Source organism: Xenorhabdus sp. Sc-CR9 (assembly GCF_963897815.1).
Classification (GTDB): Bacteria; Pseudomonadota; Gammaproteobacteria; order Enterobacterales; family Enterobacteriaceae; genus Xenorhabdus.
The window spans coordinates 1-22469 of record NZ_CAWQTY010000198.1; the positions used below are offsets into that span (position 1 = coordinate 1).

The 22469-nt window shown below is 44.1% G+C and carries 24 protein-coding genes; 6 read left to right on the top strand and 18 right to left on the bottom strand.

The genetic code is table 11. The annotated features are described in order from the left end of the window. The first annotated feature begins 531 nt into the window (after nt 1-531). Complete coding sequence (locus tag AACQ81_RS14625; protein WP_237387776.1) at nt 532-1092, top strand: AidA/PixA family protein; 561 nt, start codon at nt 532-534, stop codon at nt 1090-1092. A gap of 28 nt (nt 1093-1120) precedes the next feature. Here the strand turns inward: AACQ81_RS14625 and cobT are convergent, their stop codons facing one another. The 17 genes from cobT to AACQ81_RS14710 all read right to left on the bottom strand — a co-directional run bounded on the left by cobT (nt 1121) and on the right by AACQ81_RS14710 (nt 16181). Next, the gene (cobT, locus tag AACQ81_RS14630; protein ID WP_237387777.1) at nt 1121-2203 is read right to left on the bottom strand and encodes a nicotinate-nucleotide--dimethylbenzimidazole phosphoribosyltransferase; all 1083 of its coding nucleotides are present in this window, start codon (nt 2201-2203) and stop codon (nt 1121-1123) included. Further along, nucleotides 2181-2825 (bottom strand): adenosylcobalamin/alpha-ribazole phosphatase, encoded by a 645-nt coding sequence (locus AACQ81_RS14635; protein ID WP_237387778.1) that lies wholly within the window; start codon nt 2823-2825, stop codon nt 2181-2183. Before AACQ81_RS14635 ends, cobT begins: the two co-directional genes overlap by 23 nt. A 19-nt stretch (nt 2826-2844) precedes the next feature. After that, nucleotides 2845-3603 carry an adenosylcobinamide-GDP ribazoletransferase gene (gene cobS, locus AACQ81_RS14640; RefSeq protein WP_237387779.1) on the bottom strand — a complete coding sequence of 253 codons (759 nt, stop codon included), beginning with the start codon at nt 3601-3603 and terminating at the stop codon, nt 2845-2847. Beyond that, the gene (cobU, locus tag AACQ81_RS14645; RefSeq protein ID WP_237387780.1) at nt 3600-4145 is read right to left on the bottom strand and encodes a bifunctional adenosylcobinamide kinase/adenosylcobinamide-phosphate guanylyltransferase; all 546 of its coding nucleotides are present in this window, start codon (nt 4143-4145) and stop codon (nt 3600-3602) included. Before cobU ends, cobS begins: the two co-directional genes overlap by 4 nt. Continuing rightward, entirely contained in the window at nt 4142-5731 is a 1590-nt protein-coding gene (locus AACQ81_RS14650) for a cobyric acid synthase (RefSeq protein ID WP_237387781.1), read from the bottom strand. Before AACQ81_RS14650 ends, cobU begins: the two co-directional genes overlap by 4 nt. Before the next feature lie 122 nt (nt 5732-5853). Next, complete coding sequence (locus AACQ81_RS14655; protein ID WP_237387782.1) at nt 5854-6606, bottom strand: cobalt-factor II C(20)-methyltransferase; 753 nt, start codon at nt 6604-6606, stop codon at nt 5854-5856. Beyond that, entirely contained in the window at nt 6606-7394 is a 789-nt protein-coding gene (gene cbiK / locus AACQ81_RS14660; protein ID WP_237387783.1) for a sirohydrochlorin cobaltochelatase, read from the bottom strand. Before cbiK ends, AACQ81_RS14655 begins: the two co-directional genes overlap by 1 nt. Nucleotides 7395-7438: 44 nt before the next feature. Then, on the bottom strand, nt 7439-8230 hold the full coding sequence (locus AACQ81_RS14665; protein WP_237387784.1) for a cobalt-precorrin-6A reductase: 792 nt from the start codon (nt 8228-8230) through the stop codon (nt 7439-7441). Then, nucleotides 8227-8952, bottom strand: a complete 726-nt coding sequence (locus tag AACQ81_RS14670; protein ID WP_237387785.1) for a precorrin-3B C(17)-methyltransferase — start codon at nt 8950-8952, stop codon at nt 8227-8229. Before AACQ81_RS14670 ends, AACQ81_RS14665 begins: the two co-directional genes overlap by 4 nt. Continuing rightward, complete coding sequence (cbiG, locus tag AACQ81_RS14675; protein WP_237387786.1) at nt 8946-10010, bottom strand: cobalt-precorrin 5A hydrolase; 1065 nt, start codon at nt 10008-10010, stop codon at nt 8946-8948. Before cbiG ends, AACQ81_RS14670 begins: the two co-directional genes overlap by 7 nt. Further along, nucleotides 9991-10779: a cobalt-precorrin-4 methyltransferase gene (locus AACQ81_RS14680; protein ID WP_237387787.1), complete on the bottom strand. Its 789-nt coding sequence runs from the start codon at nt 10777-10779 to the stop codon at nt 9991-9993. The genes cbiG and AACQ81_RS14680 overlap by 20 nt, the downstream gene beginning before the upstream one ends. Continuing rightward, nucleotides 10772-11371: a decarboxylating cobalt-precorrin-6B (C(15))-methyltransferase gene (locus AACQ81_RS14685; RefSeq protein ID WP_237387788.1), complete on the bottom strand. Its 600-nt coding sequence runs from the start codon at nt 11369-11371 to the stop codon at nt 10772-10774. The genes AACQ81_RS14680 and AACQ81_RS14685 overlap by 8 nt, the downstream gene beginning before the upstream one ends. Continuing rightward, nucleotides 11361-11990, bottom strand: a complete 630-nt coding sequence (locus tag AACQ81_RS14690; RefSeq protein WP_237387789.1) for a cobalt-precorrin-7 (C(5))-methyltransferase — start codon at nt 11988-11990, stop codon at nt 11361-11363. The genes AACQ81_RS14685 and AACQ81_RS14690 overlap by 11 nt, the downstream gene beginning before the upstream one ends. Beyond that, a complete protein-coding gene (gene cbiD, locus AACQ81_RS14695; RefSeq protein ID WP_237387790.1) occupies nt 11987-13138 on the bottom strand; it encodes a cobalt-precorrin-5B (C(1))-methyltransferase CbiD in 1152 nt (383 codons plus the stop codon). The genes AACQ81_RS14690 and cbiD overlap by 4 nt, the downstream gene beginning before the upstream one ends. Continuing rightward, nucleotides 13131-13793, bottom strand: coding sequence for a cobalt-precorrin-8 methylmutase (locus tag AACQ81_RS14700; protein ID WP_237387791.1), 663 nt, complete (start codon nt 13791-13793; stop codon nt 13131-13133). Before AACQ81_RS14700 ends, cbiD begins: the two co-directional genes overlap by 8 nt. 13 nt (nt 13794-13806) lie before the next feature. After that, complete coding sequence (gene cbiB, locus AACQ81_RS14705) at nt 13807-14784, bottom strand: adenosylcobinamide-phosphate synthase CbiB (RefSeq protein ID WP_237387792.1); 978 nt, start codon at nt 14782-14784, stop codon at nt 13807-13809. Continuing rightward, complete coding sequence (locus AACQ81_RS14710) at nt 14781-16181, bottom strand: cobyrinate a,c-diamide synthase (RefSeq protein WP_237387793.1); 1401 nt, start codon at nt 16179-16181, stop codon at nt 14781-14783. Before AACQ81_RS14710 ends, cbiB begins: the two co-directional genes overlap by 4 nt. A gap of 844 nt (nt 16182-17025) precedes the next feature. Here AACQ81_RS14710 and cobA point away from each other — a divergent pair. The 5 genes from cobA to AACQ81_RS14735 all read left to right on the top strand — a co-directional run bounded on the left by cobA (nt 17026) and on the right by AACQ81_RS14735 (nt 22156). Then, nucleotides 17026-17811, top strand: coding sequence for a uroporphyrinogen-III C-methyltransferase (gene cobA, locus AACQ81_RS14715; protein ID WP_237387794.1), 786 nt, complete (start codon nt 17026-17028; stop codon nt 17809-17811). A 15-nt stretch (nt 17812-17826) separates the two neighbouring features. Further along, nucleotides 17827-18900, top strand: coding sequence for a threonine-phosphate decarboxylase CobD (cobD, locus tag AACQ81_RS14720; protein ID WP_237387795.1), 1074 nt, complete (start codon nt 17827-17829; stop codon nt 18898-18900). Continuing rightward, entirely contained in the window at nt 18893-19762 is an 870-nt protein-coding gene (locus AACQ81_RS14725; RefSeq protein WP_237387796.1) for a GHMP family kinase ATP-binding protein, read from the top strand. The genes cobD and AACQ81_RS14725 overlap by 8 nt, the downstream gene beginning before the upstream one ends. 575 nt (nt 19763-20337) lie before the next feature. Beyond that, a complete protein-coding gene (locus AACQ81_RS14730; RefSeq protein WP_237387797.1) occupies nt 20338-20745 on the top strand; it encodes a JHE-like toxin PirA in 408 nt (135 codons plus the stop codon). A 124-nt stretch (nt 20746-20869) separates the two neighbouring features. Then, nucleotides 20870-22156, top strand: a complete 1287-nt coding sequence (locus AACQ81_RS14735) for a toxin PirB (protein WP_237387798.1) — start codon at nt 20870-20872, stop codon at nt 22154-22156. A gap of 126 nt (nt 22157-22282) precedes the next feature. Here AACQ81_RS14735 and AACQ81_RS14740 read toward each other — a convergent pair. Beyond that, a partial coding sequence (locus AACQ81_RS14740; protein WP_237387799.1) for a hypothetical protein occupies nt 22283-22469 on the bottom strand: 187 nt, incomplete at its 5' end.

Genomic DNA, 22469 nt, shown 5'->3' on the forward strand with positions numbered 1-22469 from the left:
ATATATTCAGTTGGATTGTTTCAATACGCAACATAAAATAACATTTATAAAAATAACCATGCTTTAAAAAATGTAGCCAAGTTCTTTATTACGTGGATTTTTATCTATAAAATAAAAAACACTACAAATACAATTTCAAAAATAAAAAATAACAAAAAATTAACTTATCAAAACACAACAAAGAAGCTGCCTTAGCAATAATAATTAACAAATTAGCAACTTTAAAGGCAGACAGTATAATTGTTTTTAATAAAGGTTATGTGTTATATTTACTATAATAATATAATGAATAGGCCGTGCACTGAAACAATTAAAATAAATATTATTGGTAATGAATACGTTTTAAATATAATTTAAAATCACTTTAACATGATAAATTTATTTTTCTGAAAGATTATTTTTATGGTTTTGATTTTATATTTATCTACTATTATATAGTCCGTAAGCAGCTTATAAGAGAAGTATGGGCCCAGTGTTATGTTGGTCGCATATAAATATATGCTCATAACGTTAACTAATAAGGGTACTATAATGAGAAACATCGATATACTGTTAGCGGTAAAAGCTGAAGAAATCATGCATGACTATGGTAGACTCAGCACCAATGTAGATAAACCTATTTTAATCCACCCAGAAAAACTCGTCAGAAATTATATACGTGTTTTACCTGAAGATGACGGTATTGTTTCTATTGAAAATAGCGTTGATCTCGTGATTAAAGCTGATATAGGCGATTCAATTCGCTATCTAGTAAGAACATTAAATGTTGAAACAGAGTATACCGCAGCTTTAGTCAGATTTGAGCCATTACAAGTAGTCCGTGACGATGTTGTTCCGATATTGAGTGTTCCGACTATAGAAGAAGTGACAAGACTGGTTCCTACTGTCGATTTAAGAAATACACTAGGCGGTATCGATTTTCAGAAACTAAAAGATTATCACTGGGTCACTAAAGTTAATGATTTGCCGAGTGTAGGTAAACAGAATTCAATTCCTCATCTCTGTGTTCTCGCAATCTATCAAAAAGGCTCCCTGGAAGGCTATATCTCTATAGAACCAAACCTGGTTCTGGACAACAGGCTAGTATTGTAAGCCTTGGCAATAAAATATTTAAATTGATTTATAGTTTAAAGGTCGCGCAAAGCGCGGCCTTTTTCGTCGTTGGTAAATTAATACCACTATTTACCAATTGCCCCATATGGCAATACATCGCACAAGCGGCATCAATCAAAGACATGGCAATGGCGGCACCGCTACCTTCGCCAAGACGCAAATCTAAATGCAAATAAGGTTGCAAGTTCAAATGCTGCAACGCCAGCGCTGCGCCTTTTTCTGCCGACATATGAGAAGGAATACAATAATTCCACACAATGGGTGATAACTGACAAGCCGCCAGGGCCGATGCATAAGACAAAAAACCATCAAGTACAATAGGTACACCAGAAGCGGCAGCACCCAGAATAACTCCCGTCATTCCGACCAGATCAAACCCTCCCACTTTTGCCAATACATCAAGGGCGTTGTTACGATCCGGCTGATTGACTGCGATGGCTTGCCGAACTATGGATTGCTTATGTCTCAAGCGTTCAAGGGGTAAATTAGCGCCAAATCCAACTACATCACATGGATCACATTCTGTCAGAACACTGATCACTGCCGCCGCTGCGGTGGTATTAGCGATCCCCATTTCCCCCACGCCAAACACTTCCATTCCTGCTGCAACGCGCTGCTGTACTAACTGTGCACTTGCAAGCAATAACATTTCAGCTTGTTCATAATTCATTGCAGCTTCCTGAGCGATATTGCCGCATCCCCGCGCAATTTTCAGAGATAACAAATGTTCAATCGGTTCACAGTCAATGCCAATATCTACAGGCAAAACGTGAGTACCGCTGTTTTTCGCCAGTACACACACACCCGTCAATCCTTTCAGCATATTGCGGGCTTGTATCGCAGTGACGTTTTTAGGTGAAATAGCGACCTCTTCGTCATAAACACCATGATCGGCACACATCACAATGATCTCTTTTTGCAGGTTTCGCAGTTCACTGATGCCTGACATGCCGGATAATTGTATCGCCAACGTTTCAAGCCGACCCAAACTTCCCAATGGTTTAAGCAAACGATCAATGTGTTGCGACGCTTTGTTCATCTTCACCTGATTCAGGGGCTGAATTGCATTAATCAATGAGTTGAGAGTCATATTCATCCTTCGAACAATATTCCATCTGAGAATTAAATGCATTCAAGGTAATAACCCCGGCATGATTATCAATAATACTGTAAGTCCCCTGCTGAAAGGGAAAAGACCACATGGCTTCTGTAGGTAATTGCAGTAATTTAACAAGAAGTAATCCCAAAACTCCCTGATGTGCAACAATCAAGTGGTTTTCCGTGGCTATGGAAGAGCGCAATACTTCGGTGTACTCCTCTACCCGTTCTGAGAAATGTTTGAACGATTCGCCTCCAGTCGGACAACCATTCTGCCAATCCGCCAACCAGCGTGACCAGGCCAGTGGATCGTCTTTCGCAATGTCTGCATGATGACATAGTTCCCATGCCCCAAAATCCAACTCATTGAGACGATAATCGCTATTTATCTTTGGTAGAGAGGGTATGCTTGACGGAGAAATGATTTGTGCAGTTTGTATTGCCCGTTTCATTTCACTACAGTGAATGGACTGGAAGGTAATGTTCTTCAACGAGTCTGCGATTTGCTGTGCTTGATTTATGCCCGTTTGTGTTAAGGATAAATCGGTTTTACCACAAAAAACACTATCAATATTGGCTTGTGTCTGCCCATGCCGAACGAGAAAAAACCGCATCTGATTATTCTCTCCATATTCATTGCCAAATCATCGCGACCAAAAAAATGACTTCTCCCACTTCAATTGCGGCACCCAGCGTATCGCCAGTTTGTCCACCAAGACGATTATTGAAATAGAGAGCCATTCCATAAACAATGAGCAGTGTTACTGCCATTGCCGTTAATCCCTGCCAATTTCCCAGAGCCATCACTAATATCGAACCGATCAATAAGGTCAGCATGGTAGAAGAAGCAGTGACTCGACCAATATAGCTGCTTCCCATGCCTCCATGTTCGCGGGCATAACGTTGCTGATACATAAAAAGCACTACGACTGTACGCCCGACAATTGGTGCGCACGTCAGTAAGGCCAGTAGGTGAAGGGGAGAATAGTAAGAAAGATCGATGACAACCAATGTTTTGGTTAAAAGACAGAAAATTAACCCAATACCGCCATAAGTTCCAAGCCGGCTATCACGCATAATCTCCAACATTTTTTCTCTCTGGCGGGCAGAAAAAATGCCATCACAAGTATCCGCCAATCCATCTAAATGTAACCCTCCTGTAAACAGAGCTAATGCCAGTACATAACTAATCGCACCGATATATACTCCCCCGCCAGAGTAAGTGATGGTGAGGAAGAGCAAACCAGACACTCCCCCAATAATCAGGCCAATCAGCGGAAAAGTCGGAATACCACGCCAATATTGGGATAAATCAACACCTTCAGCCCATTTTTCCGGAACAGGGATACGTGTCATAAACTGTACTGTGGCCCAAAAGAGATTCAATTTCATTTAATCTTTACTCCAATGCCTGAAACCATCAGCCAGACTTCTTTTGCTTCCTTTGCCAATTTTTGGTTGGCTCGCCCGGCGATATCAATAAAATGGCGTGCCAATCGATTTTCAGGTGTGATACCCATTCCCAATTCATTGGTCACTATATATACCGGCATCGGGCATAACAAGCTGGCATTAATCAGGTTATCTATCTGACGATGAATAAATACTTCTAATGAGACAAAATCAATCTCATCAGGTGAAGCACCATCTGACAGATCAAACAATAAGTTAGCAATAAATGTTGTGATACATTCTAGTATAACCCCTTCTTGAGGTTGGCGGTGCTGGCGGATCACAGCCGCTAAATTTCGATGACCTTCCCAAGTCCGCCAGTGTGCCGGGCGTTCCTGTTTATGCCGTTCAATGCGGATGGCCATCTCTTCATCTGTAATTTGCGCAGTGGCAATATACAATACCTGTTCGCATTGTTCAGCAATCAGGCGTTCAGCGTGGGAACTCTTTCCACTGCGCGCACCGCCTGTTACCAAGATCATGAGGTGATCATCCCCTGTAAGGCCTCATCACACAATACGCTCCTTCCTCTCAACAATTCGTACTCACGCATCAATTGATAGATCCGTTCAATATCCAGATGTTCACGCATACTGGCTGCCAAAATGTTGAACTGTTTTTCTTTATGCCGGGCATAATTGAAAGCGGCATTTTCCAATGGAACGCCGCCTTTACGTATACGAAGCTGATTCAATAGCGGGCGCGTGAAAGAATTTTGATCAAACAGACCATGCAGATAACTTCCCATTACCGAACCATTTTGAGTAACCGCACCATCAAACCAGATTTTTTCTTCACCATTGTACAGATGCATTTTGGCGAAAGGCATTGCTTGCTCACCAAGCCGAGTTATCCCCATATGAATTTCATAGCCTGCAATCGGCTGTTCGCTACATAAATTCAATATGCCTGATAAAGCAGGCATCACAACCCCCCTGACCTGCGCCGTCTGCTTTTGATGGGCAAATTGAGTTTCAGTATCCAATAATCCCAAACCTGCCATCTGGGTTAAGCCTGATTCCACCTCATCCACAATCTGTTTTCCCAACATTTGGTAACCACCGCAGATCCCGATAATTGCGATTTCTTGCTGATGAGCGCTGATAATCGCCTGATCAAGCCCCTGAATTTTTAGCCATGCCAAATCACCCAAGGTATTTTTACTGCCAGGCAGGATGATCAGATCCACACCATGAAGCTCAGAAGGCTCGGAAACATAACGCAGATGCACATCCGGTTGTGACGCCAACGCGTTAAAATCGGTAAAATTGGCAATATGAGGATATTTAATGACGGCAATACGCAGATAATCACCTGACTTATGTTCCTGCTGATCGTATTTACCCACCTGCAAAGCGACACTGTCTTCATCCTCCAGATCAAGATCCAGCCACGGTAAGACACCCAAGATAGGCACTTGCGTCAGTGCTTCGATCTGATCAATGCCAGATTGCAACAACGCCAGATCACCGCGAAACTTATTGATGATCACGCCTTTGACCCGTGCTTTTTCCTCAGGGCTAATTAAAGCCAGCGTACCGTAAATAGATGCAAATACACCGCCACGATCAATATCCGCCACCAGAATGACAGGCGCATCCACTAATTCAGCCATTCCCATATTAACAATATCACGGTCACGAAGATTAATTTCTGCCGGACTGCCCGCTCCTTCCAACACCATAATGTCCGTTTCCGCCGCAAGGCCGTTATAAGCTGCCAAGATCTGCTGAAGCAATCGGGGTTTATATTCGTGATACTCCACCGCATTCATACTGCACATCACTTTCCCCATAAAAACCACTTGCGCCTTGCGATCACTGGTGGGTTTTAACAACACGGGATTCATACGCACATCCGGCGCAATACCTGCCGCTTCTGCCTGAAATATTTGTGCTCGCCCCATCTCCTTTCCATCTGAGGTAATACCCGAATTAAGTGCCATATTCTGTGATTTGAAAGGAGTGCAGTGATGACCATCCTGCGAGAATATCCGGCAAAATCCCGCTACCAGCACACTTTTTCCTACATCAGACGCAGTTCCTTGAATCATCAGCGATAGTGTCATTGTATATTCTCCCTTGTTGCATACAGGCTAGTTTCACTGAGGATGGCGAAAAGTTCTTGCCCGGTCTTATACAGGGGTAAACCGGTTTCACCATGTACTTTTAGCAGCCATTGCCGGGCCAATCACTGCCAGTTTTTATTAATCAAAATCGTTGAGAAATACGATAGTGCCTGTTCATCGGGAGACAGCGTAGCAAGATCGCGCCAGCACTGTTCTGTTGGCAAAGTAGCATCCGCCATCATCAGGGCATGTTTCAGTAGATTGTGGCGACGCAAAATGTCACGTATCCGGGTAAAGCGTGAATAGACTTTCATCAGAACAATACAGTCATGATTAACCAATGCCTGTTCCAAAACTGTTTCAGGAGCCGTACAGGAGACAACGGCCAAAGTTTGGCTTTCCATCGCCAATGGTATACCACTGGCTGCGGCAATAGCAGAAAACGATGTGATCCCCGGTACAATTTCCAACCACGGGGGGATTTTTATCTGTTCCGATACCGTTCGCTCTAAAAGAAAGACCCACGTACTGAACAACATGGGATCACCCAAAGTGACAAATCCGACTTTTCTGCCATTGGCAACATCCTCTTTCAATGTTTGGGCTACTTCATCCCAAACCGCTTCTTTCGCAGCCCTGTCAGCTTTCATTAAAAAATGGTAAGTACAGATTTCAGTTGTCGGCGAAAGATATTCTGCAATGATGGAGTGAGCGAGGCTTTGAGTCCCTTTTTTACCGGTTGGGGTATAAATCACGTCAAGCTCAGAAAGAATACGCGCAGCCCTCACGGTAATCAGGTCACTGGCACCGGGACCTACGCCCATGACATACAATTTTCCGGCATTTAATTTTCCGGTATTCATTTTTCCATCCATCAGGCTTTCTCCCCGTAATTGATCACGTGAGCAAGGTGATCCACAAACATCTGCCGGATCATTGGATTTTCACCCAATCCCTGCAACCAAGAAATAGCGGTAATGCCAACGTTCTCCAACTGAGATTTCCAAGAGTCTTTTTCATCTGAAGCCATGTCATTGATAGCATGATCCCCTGCCACCAGCATCAGTGGCATCAGGTGGACTTTGCGGATTCCTTTATCTTTTAATCCCTTGATGAGTAAGGGAAGTTCCGGGTAACTTTCTACCGCTCCCACCCGCGCAGGGAAAGAGTAATGGCTCATCAGATGATCCAGGCAGGCATAAGCAGAAAAAGCATGATGCGTTGTTCCGTGCCCCATAAATACGACACATTCATTCTCCGCCATTCGGGGAAGCTGGTGGCGCAGTGCCTGCATCAATTGCACGTAATCGTTGAAATGACTGAGCAGCGGCTCACCCAAAACCAATCGGTTAAAACGAGGTCGGAACTTCTCGGCTTCATAAAGTACCTTTTCATATTCATCGCCCTTGATGATATGCAGGCATTGAATAGCAACATCACTATAGCCAGCGTGATGCAGTCGGGTGAGTGCCTCATGGGGAGTATCGATGCAGATGCCATCACGCTGGCGTAATTTGCGGATGATCATGCCGGAAGTAAATGCCCGAAATAGATCTCTGTCGGGAAAAACAGATGCCAATTGCTGCTCACAGGCTTCAATATTATTTTGCCGTGTTTCTGGATAACTGGTTCCGAAACTTATCACCAATAATGCTTTTTTCATTTCGCTTTTCCTTATTGGTTATCTATATTGAAAAATTCGCCAACCTATTTTTGCCAAGTTTTTCGGGCTAACAAATGTTCCATTTCTTCCAACCCATTGACCTGTGTTATCCCTTCACCAACAAAGGGATAATCTGGACGGCAAATCACGATGCAAGGCAACCCAAGGGAAAGGCACGGCTCAATTTTTTCTTTAAATCCCCCCTGTTCACCTGATTCCTTGGTGATTACCACCTCTGCCTGACAAAATTGGTAAAATGCCCGATTGAAATCAGCGCTGAACGGACCTTTCAGGGCAAAAATCTGATCGACGGATAAACCCAAGGATTCACACATCACCAGCACTTCTGCTGTCGGCAATACACGAGCCAGCACCGTCTTTCCCTTCAAGTAAGTTAAGTAATCGGCTAATTGCTTACTGCCCGTGGTCAGCAAAATACGTGAACCTAAGCGAGATGCCACTTCACATGCCTGTTCAATAGTTGTCACTTTATGGATGAGAGCATGCTCAACGGCATCAATATCGCTGGGGCGGATATAACGAATAAGAGGAACCCCCAATTTTTGGCTCGCGCTGGCAACGTTTTGGCTCAATCGTTCTGCATAAGGGTGAGAAGCATCAATCACCATACTCGTACCCCGCTGTTGCAGATCTTTGACCATGCCTTCTGACTCCATCCGGCCAATGACAATTTCACCGCGAATTCCCTCCGCCTGCTGTGCTCCCGTTGGTGTTGCCACCGACAAACAATAATCCATGCCTGCAATATCCATCATCTCGCAAATTTGGCGGGCATCACTTGTGCCGCCAAAAATATGGATCAATGACCGTTTCATAGTTTGTACCCTCTCGGGGTTATCATTAACCCATCGCGTATGTAGGTTGATTGATTGCCCACAATCACCAGACTGCGCATGTCAACGCGGGAAAAATCCATTTCACCGAAGGTCGTCAGCCATTTATCCTCATGCTTGCGCCCTGCGGCTTTCACCACCCCAACAGGTGTTTCTGCCGATTTCCACGGAGCCATCAGGGAAAATGCCCGCGCCAAATGTTCTTCGCGCCCCCGGCTGCGCGGATTGTAGAAACAGACCACAAAATCCGCTTCAGCTGCCGCTCGCACTCTCTTTTCAATCACCTCCCACGGTGTAAGCAGATCGCTCAGGCTGATATGGCAAGAATCATGCATCAAAGGTGCGCCAAGCAAAGCCGCACAAGCCGTACTTGCTGTCACACCAGCCACCAGCCTGACTTCCACATTGCGCTTTTGTTGACTGACCAATTCCAGAATCAACCCCGCCATGCCATAAATGCCCGCATCACCGCTGCAAACCACCGCAACATTTTTCCCCTGTTCTGCCAGATCAATAGCCGTCTGACAGCGTTCAATCTCTTTGCACATACCGGTTTTGATAATTTCTTTATCGCCTACCAATGGTTTCACCAAATGGGTATAGGTTTTGTAACCCACCACGATATCGGCAGCTTTCAACGCGGCAATCGCTTCCTGCGTCATCATGGCTTCGCGGCCCGGCCCAATTCCAATGACAGTTAACATGGATGCAATACTCCTAATGTGATGGTGACTCCCTGCTCACGCAGGGTATGACCAACCAGATGTCCTTGGCTCATCAGCCAGGCTACCGGTTGGGAGACACAGCCTATGCCCACAGTTTTTCGGACAAAATCAGAAGCCGGAAATGCCTGTTCACATTGGGCAAGCTGATTTACGGAGAAGATTTGGAACGGAATCTGACGCTCTTCCGCCAATTGAATTAATGCAGGTTCTGATTTCTTTAACTCCACACTGCCAATGGCTTTCAATGCCAGCGGATCAAAACTGTGCTCAACCAGATGGCGTTCCAGCAATTGTGCTACCCGTTCAGTTTCGATGCCACGCCGACAGCCGATTCCTGCGACAATGCGGCGAGGAACCAGTTTAAACGTTGGGATCGCCAGCACCAGCCTTTCCTGCTCATAGCTGACGTACACCAAGGCATCCAGTTCAGGCAGGCAATTAAAATCGTCAACCGGAATAAATCCACGCGTATCGTAGTGATCTTTTTCACCACGCAATGCGGGATGCCACCAAATACCCACACGCCGACCATTGACCAGCATTTGGTTGACAGTTTTGATATTGGCGCGGAAATTTTCCATTTCCCCGTCAAGTTGTTGAGATAACATATCCAGTGCCGCGAGTTGGTTAACATCTGTTGCAGTAGTAATAACCGCCTGACTATCAAGAATATCCGCGATCTGCTGTGCAAGTTCATTGGCTCCCCCCATATGCCCGGACAGCAAACTAATGGCAAACTGCCCTTTTTCATCCAGCACCACAACCGCAGGATCGGTCATTTTATCCTTGAGCAACGGCGCAATAACCCGAATGGCGATCCCCGTCGCTCCAATCATGACTAACGAGTCATATTGAATAAATGCTTTGCGTACCGTATTGGAAAAAGTGTCATCAAAAGCAATGAATCCGGTCTCCACCAATTCAGGAGAAGTAAAACAATCCATCTCCAGATGAGAGCGCAAGCGGTGTGCCAATGCAATACCGCCTGCGGTCAGGCAGAATAAGGCTCTCGTTTTTTCAGGCGCGGCGGTATTCATGGCTGAACCTCGCGTCATACAGTTTTGAATAGTGAAATTCTTCTCCAAGAAAAGCACCTACCAAAATTAGAGCTGTTTTGCGGATACCGGCACAGCGTACCTGTTCTGTAATGGTCTCCAATGTGCCACGCACTATCTGGCAGTCCGGCCATGTCGCCTTATAAACCACGGCAACCGGTGTTTCCTGTGGATAACCGCCTTCAATCAATCGGGCAACGACCCCCGTGATATCCTGCACCGAAAGGAAGATCGCCATTGAAGTCTGATGGGTGGCAAAGGCTTCCAGCGTTTCCCGTGGCGGCATGGGGGTTCGGCCTTCGATACGGGTAATAATCAGGCTTTGCGCAACTTCGGGGACGGTATATTCCACCCCCAATTGTGCAGCAGCGCCAAGAAATGAACTCACCCCCGGCACAGAAACAAAACCAATGCCTCTCTTTGCCAGTTCTTCAGCCTGTTCACGAATAGAGCCGAACAACGACAAATCTCCCGTTTGCAGGCGAATGACCAACTTACCTGCGTTTACACCCCTCACCATTGAGTCGGTGATTTCCGCTAACGTCATCCCCGCACTGTCATGGCATTCAGCATCCGCCCGACAATATTCCAGCAATTCCCGATTAATCAGCGATCCTGCATAAATCACCAGTTGAGCCTGCTGTAACAATTGATAGCCTTTTAAGGTAATCAGGCTCTTATCCCCCGGCCCTGCGCCGACAAACCAGACTTTTTCAGTATCAAAATCGATATGACCAATATGTTCAGACATCATCCTGTTCCTCTTGCCAGTACACTTCTTGTTCGGAACATTTCCGGCAGGCAATCAAATAAGTCGGATTGTTGGGTTTGAAATAATGTCCTTGCCCCAATGCAGTCAGTTCCCCCACTTGAATTTCACGTCCGTCCAGCGATGTCACCTGACAGGTTTTCAGGTGTGACCATGCCTGCGTGAAGTTTTCCAGCAGGATAAAGGTCATCACTAAACGACCGTCCTGATTCAGGTGCGCGAGCGCCCAATCAATCATTTCAATAAGATGTCCGCCAGTCCCGCCAATGAAAATGGCATCAGTGGAATGAGCTAATGGCACAGGAGCCATGCCAGACTGAATACGTACCGCATGGCAACCAAAATGCCGGATATTCTCAGCAATCAGCGACAAGGCTTCCTCTTTGCGTTCAATGGCAAGGATATCCAACGCGGGATAACGCAGTGCGGCTTCAATACTGACGCTGCCTGTACCCGCTCCGACATCAATAAAGTATCTTGCTTCCTCCAGTTCCAGACGCTCCAATACCAACGCCCTAATCGCTTCTTTGGTCATGGGGATGCGATGACCGCGTAAAAACAGTTCATCTTTCATTCAGGATCACCACTACATTCAAGCCATAATGAATATCGCCACGCTGGGCGACCTGCTCCGCGTTTAAACAAACAATCCGCTCATTTTCCTGCGATAAATTTTCACCAATCACCATGTGACGCTGCTGCCCGTGTGCCAGAATTTCTTGTGCGATCCGGTAAGGGCCAACCACCTCATCCGTCACCATCGCAACTTTTTCATGTTGGAGCAGCCAGTCAAAATCCGGCTTACGCCCGTGACTGCTGGTGAGATAGATGTCGTTCATGTCCAGCAGAATACGGGCGCATAAATATTGGATTGAGCTGATGCCAGAAATGATGCGGACATTTTCCCCTCCGACGTTCCGGGCAGAAAAATGCGCCGCAATCCGTTTGCCAATGCCATAAAAGAGGGGGTCGCCCGAAGCCAGCACTACAATTTGTCGGTGTTGATGCTGTTCAAGCCACAGCATCAATCCATCCATATCAGCATTCACCCGGCGGGTTTCACCGCTGAAATGAGGAAACTCGGCAAGATGACGTGCCCCACCCACCAATACTTCCGCCTGCTCTATCGCATCCAGCGCGGCCAGTGTTTGGTTTGCTGTATCTCCGGGACCAATGCCAACGACGGTGATCATCGAAAGTCCTCCACGATTTCATTTACTGGCCGATTACAGCCCAACACTTGATTATCAAAAGAAAACAGAATGGCATCACACTGAGGTTTACTACTGGCGAAACGCAGCGTTTGATCGATACGCCAGCAGATTTTCCGGGCAATTTGTTGGAATACCGCCTGCCAGCCTTGTTCGGTAATTAATTCAATGGCGGCTTCAGTGGTATCACATTGATCCACCGCCTGAATCAATTCAAAAGGGGCACCCATCAAAGCCAGATTTGCGATCAGCGTTTCCATGCGTGCATCGGCAATGTGACTATGGGTATGAAAAATACCTGAAGCGATTTTCACCAGTTTGCCGACATGCCCCACCAACACCACATGGCGGAATTCCAAACGTACCGCTTCTTGCAACATATATCCGACGAAATTGCTCATCGTGACGACACAATTCCCATCAATACCCAATTGCTGGCTGACAAAACGTTCACCATGATTTCCCGGTACGAAAATAATGCGCTCCATCCCGTCGGCTCGCTTAGCCTCCAATTCAAGTGCCAGAGAACGTTTCCAGCTCTCTTCCGACATTGGTGTCACGATGCCTGTCGTACCAATAATCGAGATCCCTCCCTTAATCCCCAGTCGGTCGTTATAAGTCTTCTTCGCCCGTTCTTCCCCTTCTGGCGCAAAGATCACAATATCCGCTCCCCGAAGTGGGCCAATCACCTCCCGTACTGCTTCTTCAATAGTATGCCGTGGCGTTTTATTGATGGCAGCCCAACCAATGGGCAAGCCAACTCCCACCCGCGTCACCCTGCCAATACCCTCCCTGCCATCCAATGTAATTACGCCGCTGTCATTCAGGACAACGCGAGCGAAAATCAACATGCCATGAGTTGCATCCACATCATCTCCACCATCTTTGCGGATAGCGGCTATCGCTTGTTGCCCTTCGATCAACGGCTGTTCGACATTCAAGGCCAATGTGACACCAGAAGGCGTAACAATCGAAACTTGATGAATAATCTGCTGGCGCAAGATCATCAACGCAGCCACCCGTGCTGCGGCTGTTGCGCAAGATCCCGTGGTATAGCCCTTGCGGTATTGTTTTCCCCTGTGCCAGACCGTACCGAGACCATCTGTTTCAAGGCCATTGATCTCATTCATCCCGCACCTCAGGCATCCGATAAAGAATGGCGTTGATAATGGCGGCTGCAATATTACTTCCCCCTTTGCGGCCTCTCGCGGCAATACAACTCAGCCCGCTGTTGATAAGGGTATTTTTGGATTCTTCCGCACCAACAAACCCAACGGGGACACCGATCACCGCAATCGGGGAAAATTTATGCTCCATCAGACGGAATAGCGCGGTCGGTGCATTACCAAAGACAAAAATCTTTTCCCCTGACTCTTGCAGGGCTAGATCTACTGCTGCCATTGAACGTGTGATTTGCTGACTTTTTGCCACCTGAATGGCACGGGAATCGCTGATATAACAGCAACATTTACTGCCATATTGGGCCAAGCGCGTTTTATTGATACCGGACAACACCATGGTGGTATCGGTATATAACGTACAGCCCCGCAAAATACCGTCTCGGATAAGATGCAAAACTTCAGGGGAGAAATAGAGGATATCAAGCCAATCAAAATCGGCAGTGGTATGGATCACCCGTTTGATTATCGCTTCCTGATCTTCATCCACAAACCGATAATCAGGGCGTAACTCGCAAATAAGACGAGTGATAATCTCAAAGCTATTACGTTCAATCTGTTGTGGTTGTTGGATATATTGCTGTGGTTGTTGGGTATAGTTATTCATTCTATTTTCCTCCTCAAACCATCCCTGACGGCGGTAACATCACGCTAAACAAACTATGCAGCAACGCAAACAGCAGGAGTGCCATCATTGATGCCATCATCATCATTTGCACAGAAAGTGGGATATCGTCAGGAATGACTTCGCGTTTTGCCTCTCCGATCCACGGTTTTTCAACAAGCTGATTAAAATAGATGCCAGGCCCGCCAAGACGGATACCCAATGCTCCTGCCACCGTCGCCTCCGACCAGCCAGAATTGGGGCTACTGTGTTGATAGCGATCACGCCAACCGATACGCAGTGCCTGCCGGAAATCCAACCCCTGCCATTTCGCCGCCAGCGCCAGCAGTAGCCATCCCAAACGTGCCGGTAACCAATTTGCCACATCATCCATCCGTGCCGAAAACATCCCCAGCGCCCGGTATCGGGGGGTTTTATAACCAACCATAGAATCAAGGGTATTGATTGCTTTATAGGTCATGGCAAGTGGAGCACCACCAAGCATCAGGAAAAACAACGGGGCAATTACCCCGTCCACACTGTTTTCCGCCACAGTTTCAATGGCAGCACGGCTGATTTGTGGTGCTTGCAGTTGAGCAGTTTCCCGCCCGACAATTCTGGCGAGCTGTTCACGGCTGGCAACCAAATTCTCTTGTCGCAATGCCTGATAAACCGCATCCGCCGCATCACTAAGGCTACGTCCTGCCAGAACGGTATAAATCAGCCAAATTTCAATCAAACAGCCCAACCAGAACGTCATGCCATAGGCGAATTGCAGAATCCAATAACTCACCAGCCAGACACTGCCCACAACCACCAGCCATAACAGCACTCCACCCCATTTCAGGCTGATTTCAGTTTGGCAAATTCGGCGGATAATTTGTTCTGCCTGAGTGATAAACCGACCAATCCAGCGTACGGGATGCGGCCAATGAGGGGGATCTCCCAGTTTCATGTCCAAAAGAAAAGCAGCAAACCACAGTAATACCGTCATAACAGCCTCCGTGCTGCCGTCAGCCAGCGATGAAGCAAACCAGGGCGTTGGGCAAAATGGATATGTAGATATCCCGCCAGCGTATTGCCATTCTGGTAGCCTCCCTGCCAGTGTTTCTGTACTTTTTTGTGTGTGGACTGAGCAGAACCATCACGCCATTTCACACAGTCAAAAATGGGTGATTGCCCAGTGATAAAATCTGAGTAATGAAACTCATGCCCACGCAGTGTTTCCCCTCTCGCCACCAAGGGCGTATCCTGCATTGCCGTAGCTTCACAATAACCAAAGCGTTGCAGGCGATCTCTCATCTGGCTTTCACCTGCAATTAACCCCACCATGTTATGCCGCACACCTTGTGCGTCAGTCAGGGCTTCCCCGAGATACATCAAGCCACCGCACTCCGCATAAATAGGAATGCCTTTTTGATGTGCCTGCCGTAATGCTGAGTGCATAGTGTGATTGGCGGATAGCTCCTGCGCATAAAGCTCGGGATACCCTCCTCCCAGATAAATCATCTGACACGCTGGCAATTGATGGTCATGTAACGGGCTAAAACGTTTGATAGCAACACCTGCTTTTTCCAGCAGCAACAAGTTATCGGGGTAATAGAAATGAAACGCTTCGTCTTCCGCCAGAGCAAGCGTCAAACCCTGCCCCATAGCGGGATCGACGAGGGCATCAATATCTCCTTCCGGGAAATCAGACAATTGCGTCAGGGCCAATAACTTATCCAAATCTACCGATACTTCGATTTGCCGGGCCAAATGCGACCAACATTCCTCCTGTTGTTCACCTCGTTCTTGTGCCGAAATCAGGCCAAGATGACGGGAAGGAAGCGCAACATCTGCCATTACAGGAATTCTTCCCAAAACGGGAATATCACAATAATGCTCAATAGCCTGCTTCAACAACTGAAAATGGCTGTCATGATTCACGCGATTTATCAGCACACCAGCGATATTGAGCATAGGATCAAATTGCCGGAACCCCATCACGGTCGCCGCAATGGAAGTGGAAACCGCCTTGCCATCCAACAGTAAAATCACCGGGCAACCAAGCTGTTTTGCCATCGCTCCGCTACTGCAATAATTGGGATCAGCGCCATAGCCATCATATAGCCCCATAACGCCCTCAATGACAGCAACATCTTTATCAACCATGGCCTGATTAAACAGGCCATTCAAAATGGGAACAGGTAACATAAACGCATCAAGATTGTGCGAAGCGATGCCAGTTGCAACACGATGCCAGCCACCATCCAGATAATCAGGCCCGATTTTGAACGGCTGCACTCTCAGGTGACGATTCATCAATGCCCGCATGATGCCCAGCGCAATTGTCGTTTTTCCGCAACCACTACCTGTACCGGCAATGACAAAAGCATATCTCTGTTGCATCTGCTTTCTCCAAACATGTATATCCTTCGTATTTCAAGTTGCAATTGGATTGCCTGCATCTCGAAATACATTGAATATAAAATTATGTATTGATATTAGAATTTCAATATCCCATTTCCATTCATTGATATTTATCAAACAAACGTCATTTAGTTAATTCATGACAATAAAGTCAGTCTCATCCAAATAGACAGAATTAAAATTTTAATTTTATGTTAATAACAAAATGGAAGCATAGGTGTTAACATTATCACTACATTTTCACTTTAAAATAAACACAAATAAGAGAGACGGCTTAATTTTCAAAATACACAGTTTTTAATTTTATAAAAACATCCTTTATTCCTTTTGTGATCTTGCTCATGATTATTATATTAAGAAAAGGTTTTTATATTATGACAAATAAAAATTAACACAAAGAAACCCATTTAAAAAACCAATAAAACAAAACCAACATACTGAAATATATAATCTTTTACCATAAAATCAAGCAGCATAAAGAACTAATAAAATGACAAGTTATTAATCACGGAAAATATCACTAATAGTTAACGATGATTATATTGAAAATAATTAATATTTTAAAAAATTGATATTTATGTTGATATAAATCAAATTTAATTTCATCAAACTAACGTGATAATGAAACCCACAACAACGAAAACACAATAATAATAAACCCAATAAAATAAAAGCATGAAAATAATCATTTGCTCCTATGAAGAATGAAGGTTGATATTTGATCATATATAAAAATATATTTTTCTTTTAATTATCTATCCTTAAATGGATTTCGTTTTGCCGTCTGGAAGACGGCAAAAATATACCCAATAGAGGTAATTCCATGAATAAAGGCAAAGTATGGTTAGTTGGTGCAGGCCCCGGGGAAGCAGGTTTAATTACCGTCAAAGGGCTGAACTGTATTCACTCTGCCGAGGTCATTGTTCATGACCGTCTCGTCAATCCTGAACTTATTGCTCAGGCACCAGAACAGTGCGAAATCATTAATGTGGGGAAAGAGCATGATTTCCACCCCATCCCGCAGGAAGAGATTAATCAAATTCTGGTGAGGTACGCGCAGGCAGGAAAGCAGGTTGTTCGCCTGAAAGGAGGCGATCCTTACGTATTTGGCCGAGGGGGGGAAGAAGTCGAGGTGTTGGCACAGAATTGCATTCAGTTTGAAATTATTCCGGGTATTAGTTCCTCAATCGGCGGATTAGCCTATGCGGGTATTCCGGTCACACACCGCGATTACGCATCAGGCTTTCATATCGTGACCGGTCATACCTCCCAAGGCAACGAACAGCAGAATTGGAATATACTCGCCCAGTTGGAAGGAACCTTGGTTATTCTGATGGGGATGAGTCGTCTGACAGAAATCTGCCAACAATTAATGCTGCATGGCAAATCTCCCTCAACGCCCGCAGCGGTACTCATGTATGCTTGTCATCCCAAGCAAGATAAGGTTATAAGCACACTGGAAACCTTGGCCGCAAAAGTAGAAGAGAAAAATCTACATGCCCCAGCGCTGATTGTGATTGGTGATGTCGTTAATTTGAGTACAGCACTCTCTTTTGATTCGACTTTCCCCACGCTCAGTGAACTCTCTTCAAAAACTAAAAATTTTTAATGGGAAAGCAGGCACATGAGTGAACATGGTGGCAATATCATTGAAGTTGCTGAGAAATATGGCCTATCAGCCAGTCAACTGATTGATTTCAGCGCCAATATCAATCCGCTGGGCGCACCTGAACGGGTCAAGACGTTGATTAAAAATCAGCTCGCTTGTATCGAAAAATATCCCGATGTGGAATATCGCCATTTACATCAGGCAATCGCAACCGCTCATCAATGTGATTATACTTCGGTGATAGCGGGTAATGGCGCTACAGAACTGATCTACGCCGTTGTTCGTTACCTCTCCCCGAAACGGGCCTTGCTTCTCATCCCCAGTTTTGCTGAGTATCATCGCGCCTTACAACATATTGAGGCGGAGATTATTGAGTATCCACTAACAGAAGATGCTGGATTTCAGCCCGATCTACGCCTATTGGATACGCTTGCTAATATTCAACCCGATTGTGTTTTTATAGCCACACCCAATAATCCGACGGGTTTAATGCCTGACAACCAGTTCCTGCAATCACTGGTGGAATATTGCGAAATACAGGCAATCTCATTAATTATTGATGAAGCCTTCATTGATTTTATGCCTGATAACCGGGGAATGTTCCCTCAATTTCCGACCAATAAACATCTTTATATATTGCGTTCACTGACAAAATTTTTCGCCATTCCCGGGCTGCGATTGGGCTATCTACTCAGTGGTGATATAGCCGGGATCGCAGAGATGAAAAAACAGAGAGAGCCGTGGTCAATCAACGCTTTTGCGGCTCTGGTTGGTGAGATTTTACTTAATGATCACTCTTATATTGCTGCCACACATCAATGGCTAAAATCACAGCAACATTATCTGTGGACACATCTTACTTTCTTTCCTGAACTGACCATCTGGTCTCCGTCAGCCAATTTCCTGTTCTTCCGCTGCAATAAACTCAATATTGATTTATGGCATTCCTTGCTTAAACATCGGATTCTGATCCGTCATTGCCAAAATTATGCAGGGTTAGATGAACGTTACTATCGAATCTCTATACGCAGTGAACGGGAGAATCAACGCCTGATTGCCGCCATGCAACAAGTGCTTTCACATGGCTGAAGCCTGCTGCCCTGCTTCTTGTGGCGAGCTTTTACAAGGATGGTTACTTGGGGGGGAAAAATTAATCTCCTGCCCGATTAATTGGTTCAGTTGTGTATCAGTCAGTGAAGGCATTCCAGTACGACATGAACGACAGCGTATGCGCCAGATGGTAAATTTATTGCTGGATTACTGGCAAATTCCTCTGAAATTTTCTGCGACCCTACGCATTGAATATCAATCAGCAATCCCGCTTGCCAAAGGCATGGCCAGCAGCACAGCAGATATCGCTGCAACCGCACATGCAACTGCAAAATTATTAGGTAAATCACTAAACAGTGAAACGCTTGCCCAACTCTGTGTAAAACTAGAACCCACCGACAGTACTATATTTGAGCAATTAACGTTGTTTGATCATCTTACGGCCCAAACTCAAATTCCTTTCGACTGGAAGCCTGATGTCGATATTTTGCTGCTGGAAAGCCCACAAATCATTTTAACGGAAAAATTCCATCAGCAAGATCACCGTTCACAGCTGCTGGATAATGCTTCCCTGCTCCAACAAGCATGGGAAAAATTCCTCGCTGCAAACCAACAGCATGATAATTATCGTCTTGGTGAAGCCTGTACACTGAGTGCCATCGCCAATCAATCAATCCTGCCTAAACCCTGTTTTGAACAATTACGGGATTTAGTCGAACAAGCCGGCATTTATGGCTTGAACGTCGCCCATAGCGGCAGTGTAGTCGGCTTATTATTTAATTCACATTACCATGATGCGGATTATCTGCACTGGTGGCTGCGCCAAAAAAAGATGACTGAACATTACCCGCAAATTCATCATGTCAAACTGATTGCGGGAGGGGATATTACTTTACCCTAACATTTTACCCTGGCCATTCTTTTACATTTCCCTTATGCTAAATAATATAGTTTAAAATATGTACCTAATGTATTTTAAGATGCAGCTACAAAAATTGAAAGACAACGGGTATAGCCATTAGCCCAATTATATTGGGCTATATCCAACGTATTTTTGTTATTTACTTTATATAATATGAAACGAAAACTTATCCCCATAACACTTAAATATAAGGTCAAACATAAATTATGTTTAGGGATAGCATGAAAACACATGCACCATCACACATATTAATCTTATCTAATCACTGAAAATACTATTTCTTAAAAGCATATAAATATTAAAACAAATAACTATTTTTTAGTTTTCACATAATCTCAAAAACCAGATTAGAATACCTACTGAAATAGTGCTTAGATTAAACACATTCAATAATAACACCGATAAATATCCAGAAGTAAAAGGCATTACAACGATATAAACAAGTCTATGTTTTAATGATAGGCAAAAGATAAAACACAGCAAAAAAGTACCTTACACACTAATAAATATATAATATATTTTATTCAACATTAAATTTAACAGGAGAACTCCTTATGATTACAATAAATATAAGTGGTGGTAGTATAAAAATTAGTAACAACATAGGATCAGAAACTGATATCAAAAATACACCTTTTTCAGAACCTCTTTCAATTAGTAATTATAAGGATATGACAATAGAGCCACATTCGTCTATCCAAGCAACAAGAACTGATACACCAATTATTCCTGAAACACGACCAAATTATTATGTAGCTAATTCCGGCCCTGCCGCATCAGTGAGAGCTGTTTTTTATTGGTCTCATTCTTTTACATCAGAATGGTTCGAACATTCATCTATCATTGTAAAAGCAGGAGAAGATGGAATATTGAACTCACCTAGCAATTCTGTATATTACAGTAAGGTTGTCATTTACAACGATACGGATAAACGGGCCTTTGTCACAGGTTATGACAAATAATGAGATAAAATATCATTTATCTACCCTATGAATATCAAGTTGCAGCCAACAAATCTGCAACTTGAAAGACAACCGGTATAATAAATAAATTTCAAATTATATTTTTAAGGTAAGAAATAAAATCATGAATAACGAACTTATGAACACAAATGAATCACAACCTTCAGAGACATTATCTTTAATTAATGAATCTATATTAACAGCACCTTATGCAGTTTCTACCCCTAATTATGAATGGGATATGTCATCAATAATAAAAGATGCCATTATTGGGGGTATAGGCTTTATTCCCGGGCCGGGTTCAGCAATATCTTTTTTGCTAGGGCTATTTTGGCCGCAACAAACAGACAATACCTGGGAGCAAATTCTCCAAAAAGTAGAACAGATGATAGAGGAAGCGAATTTAAAAACTATTCAAGGAATACTGAACGGAGAGATACAAGAAATAAAAGGCAAGATGGAACATGTGGAATATATGCTAGAAACTTCACCAGGCACTCAAGAAAGCCATGACGCATATATGTTCTTAGCGAGATATCTGGTAAGTATAGATGAAAAATTCAAATCTTTTGATAATAAAACAAATTATCAAATTCTTCCAATGTACACCAATACGCTTATGTTACAGGCACCTTACTGGAAAATGGGTATAGAGAAGAAAAATGATATTTTGCTAACAGATATAGAAGTTAATGAATTAAAGCAGCTTATCGAAAAGCTATATGCCAAGGCCAATACCTATATTCATGAAATGTATACCCGTGAATACGATAATGCGGTAAATACCTCAACAGCAACAACGATTACTAATAATCTATTGTCTGTAAGAGGGTATTGTTTATTACATGGATTAGAGTGCCTTGAAGTCATTGATCATATAAAAAATAATAATCTTGATCAGAGCTTTTATCCGAAAACTATCAGTTATTCCACTGTATTTGATCGCTCAACAAACAAAACAAGACTCCAGGCTCTTACCGAAGACGAGCAAATGGAAGAACCACTCAAACCCTCTTTAATTAATGGGGAATATAATAAAATACAATCACTGATTGGATATGTACAGAGAATTGGAAACGCTCCTAGAGTTGGAGGTATAAAAATTACATTTACTAATGGATCATCTCATACTCTGGGTACAGTGACCTCAGAATCAAACTCAATTGAACTAAATGATAGTGTTATAACCAGTGTGGAAGTATGGGGAAATGGTGCTGTTGATGAGGCATTCTTTACATTAAGTGACGGTCGTCAATTTAGGCTTGGTCAACGCTATGCCAGTAACTATAGAAAATATGCTGTTGATGGCCACTATATTTCAGGATTGTACTTAGCCAGTGATGAGCCTTCACTTGCTGGTCAAGCCGCAGGTATTGCAGTTTCATATCATATATTGGTTGATAAGAAATAATATATGATAATTAGCAAGCTTCTAATTTCAAACTAAGCAAGTAAACGGATCTTCAGTCATATAGCGTGCTATATGACTGAAGAGTTATCTTTTCCTCGCTTTTAACTAAATTCATTACATCCTCCATTAATTTATCCAACGATAAAAAATACACAATGAAAACCAAACATTTGTTTGTTGTTTTTCTAGAGCGTGTTGATCTTTTTGGTATAAAAAGCAAGCAGCAAATGGGGCTGTTATAATGGTTTCGCCAAAAATCAAAACAATTACCCCAAATGCCAAGACTAATGTTAACAGATGATAGCTGGAAATT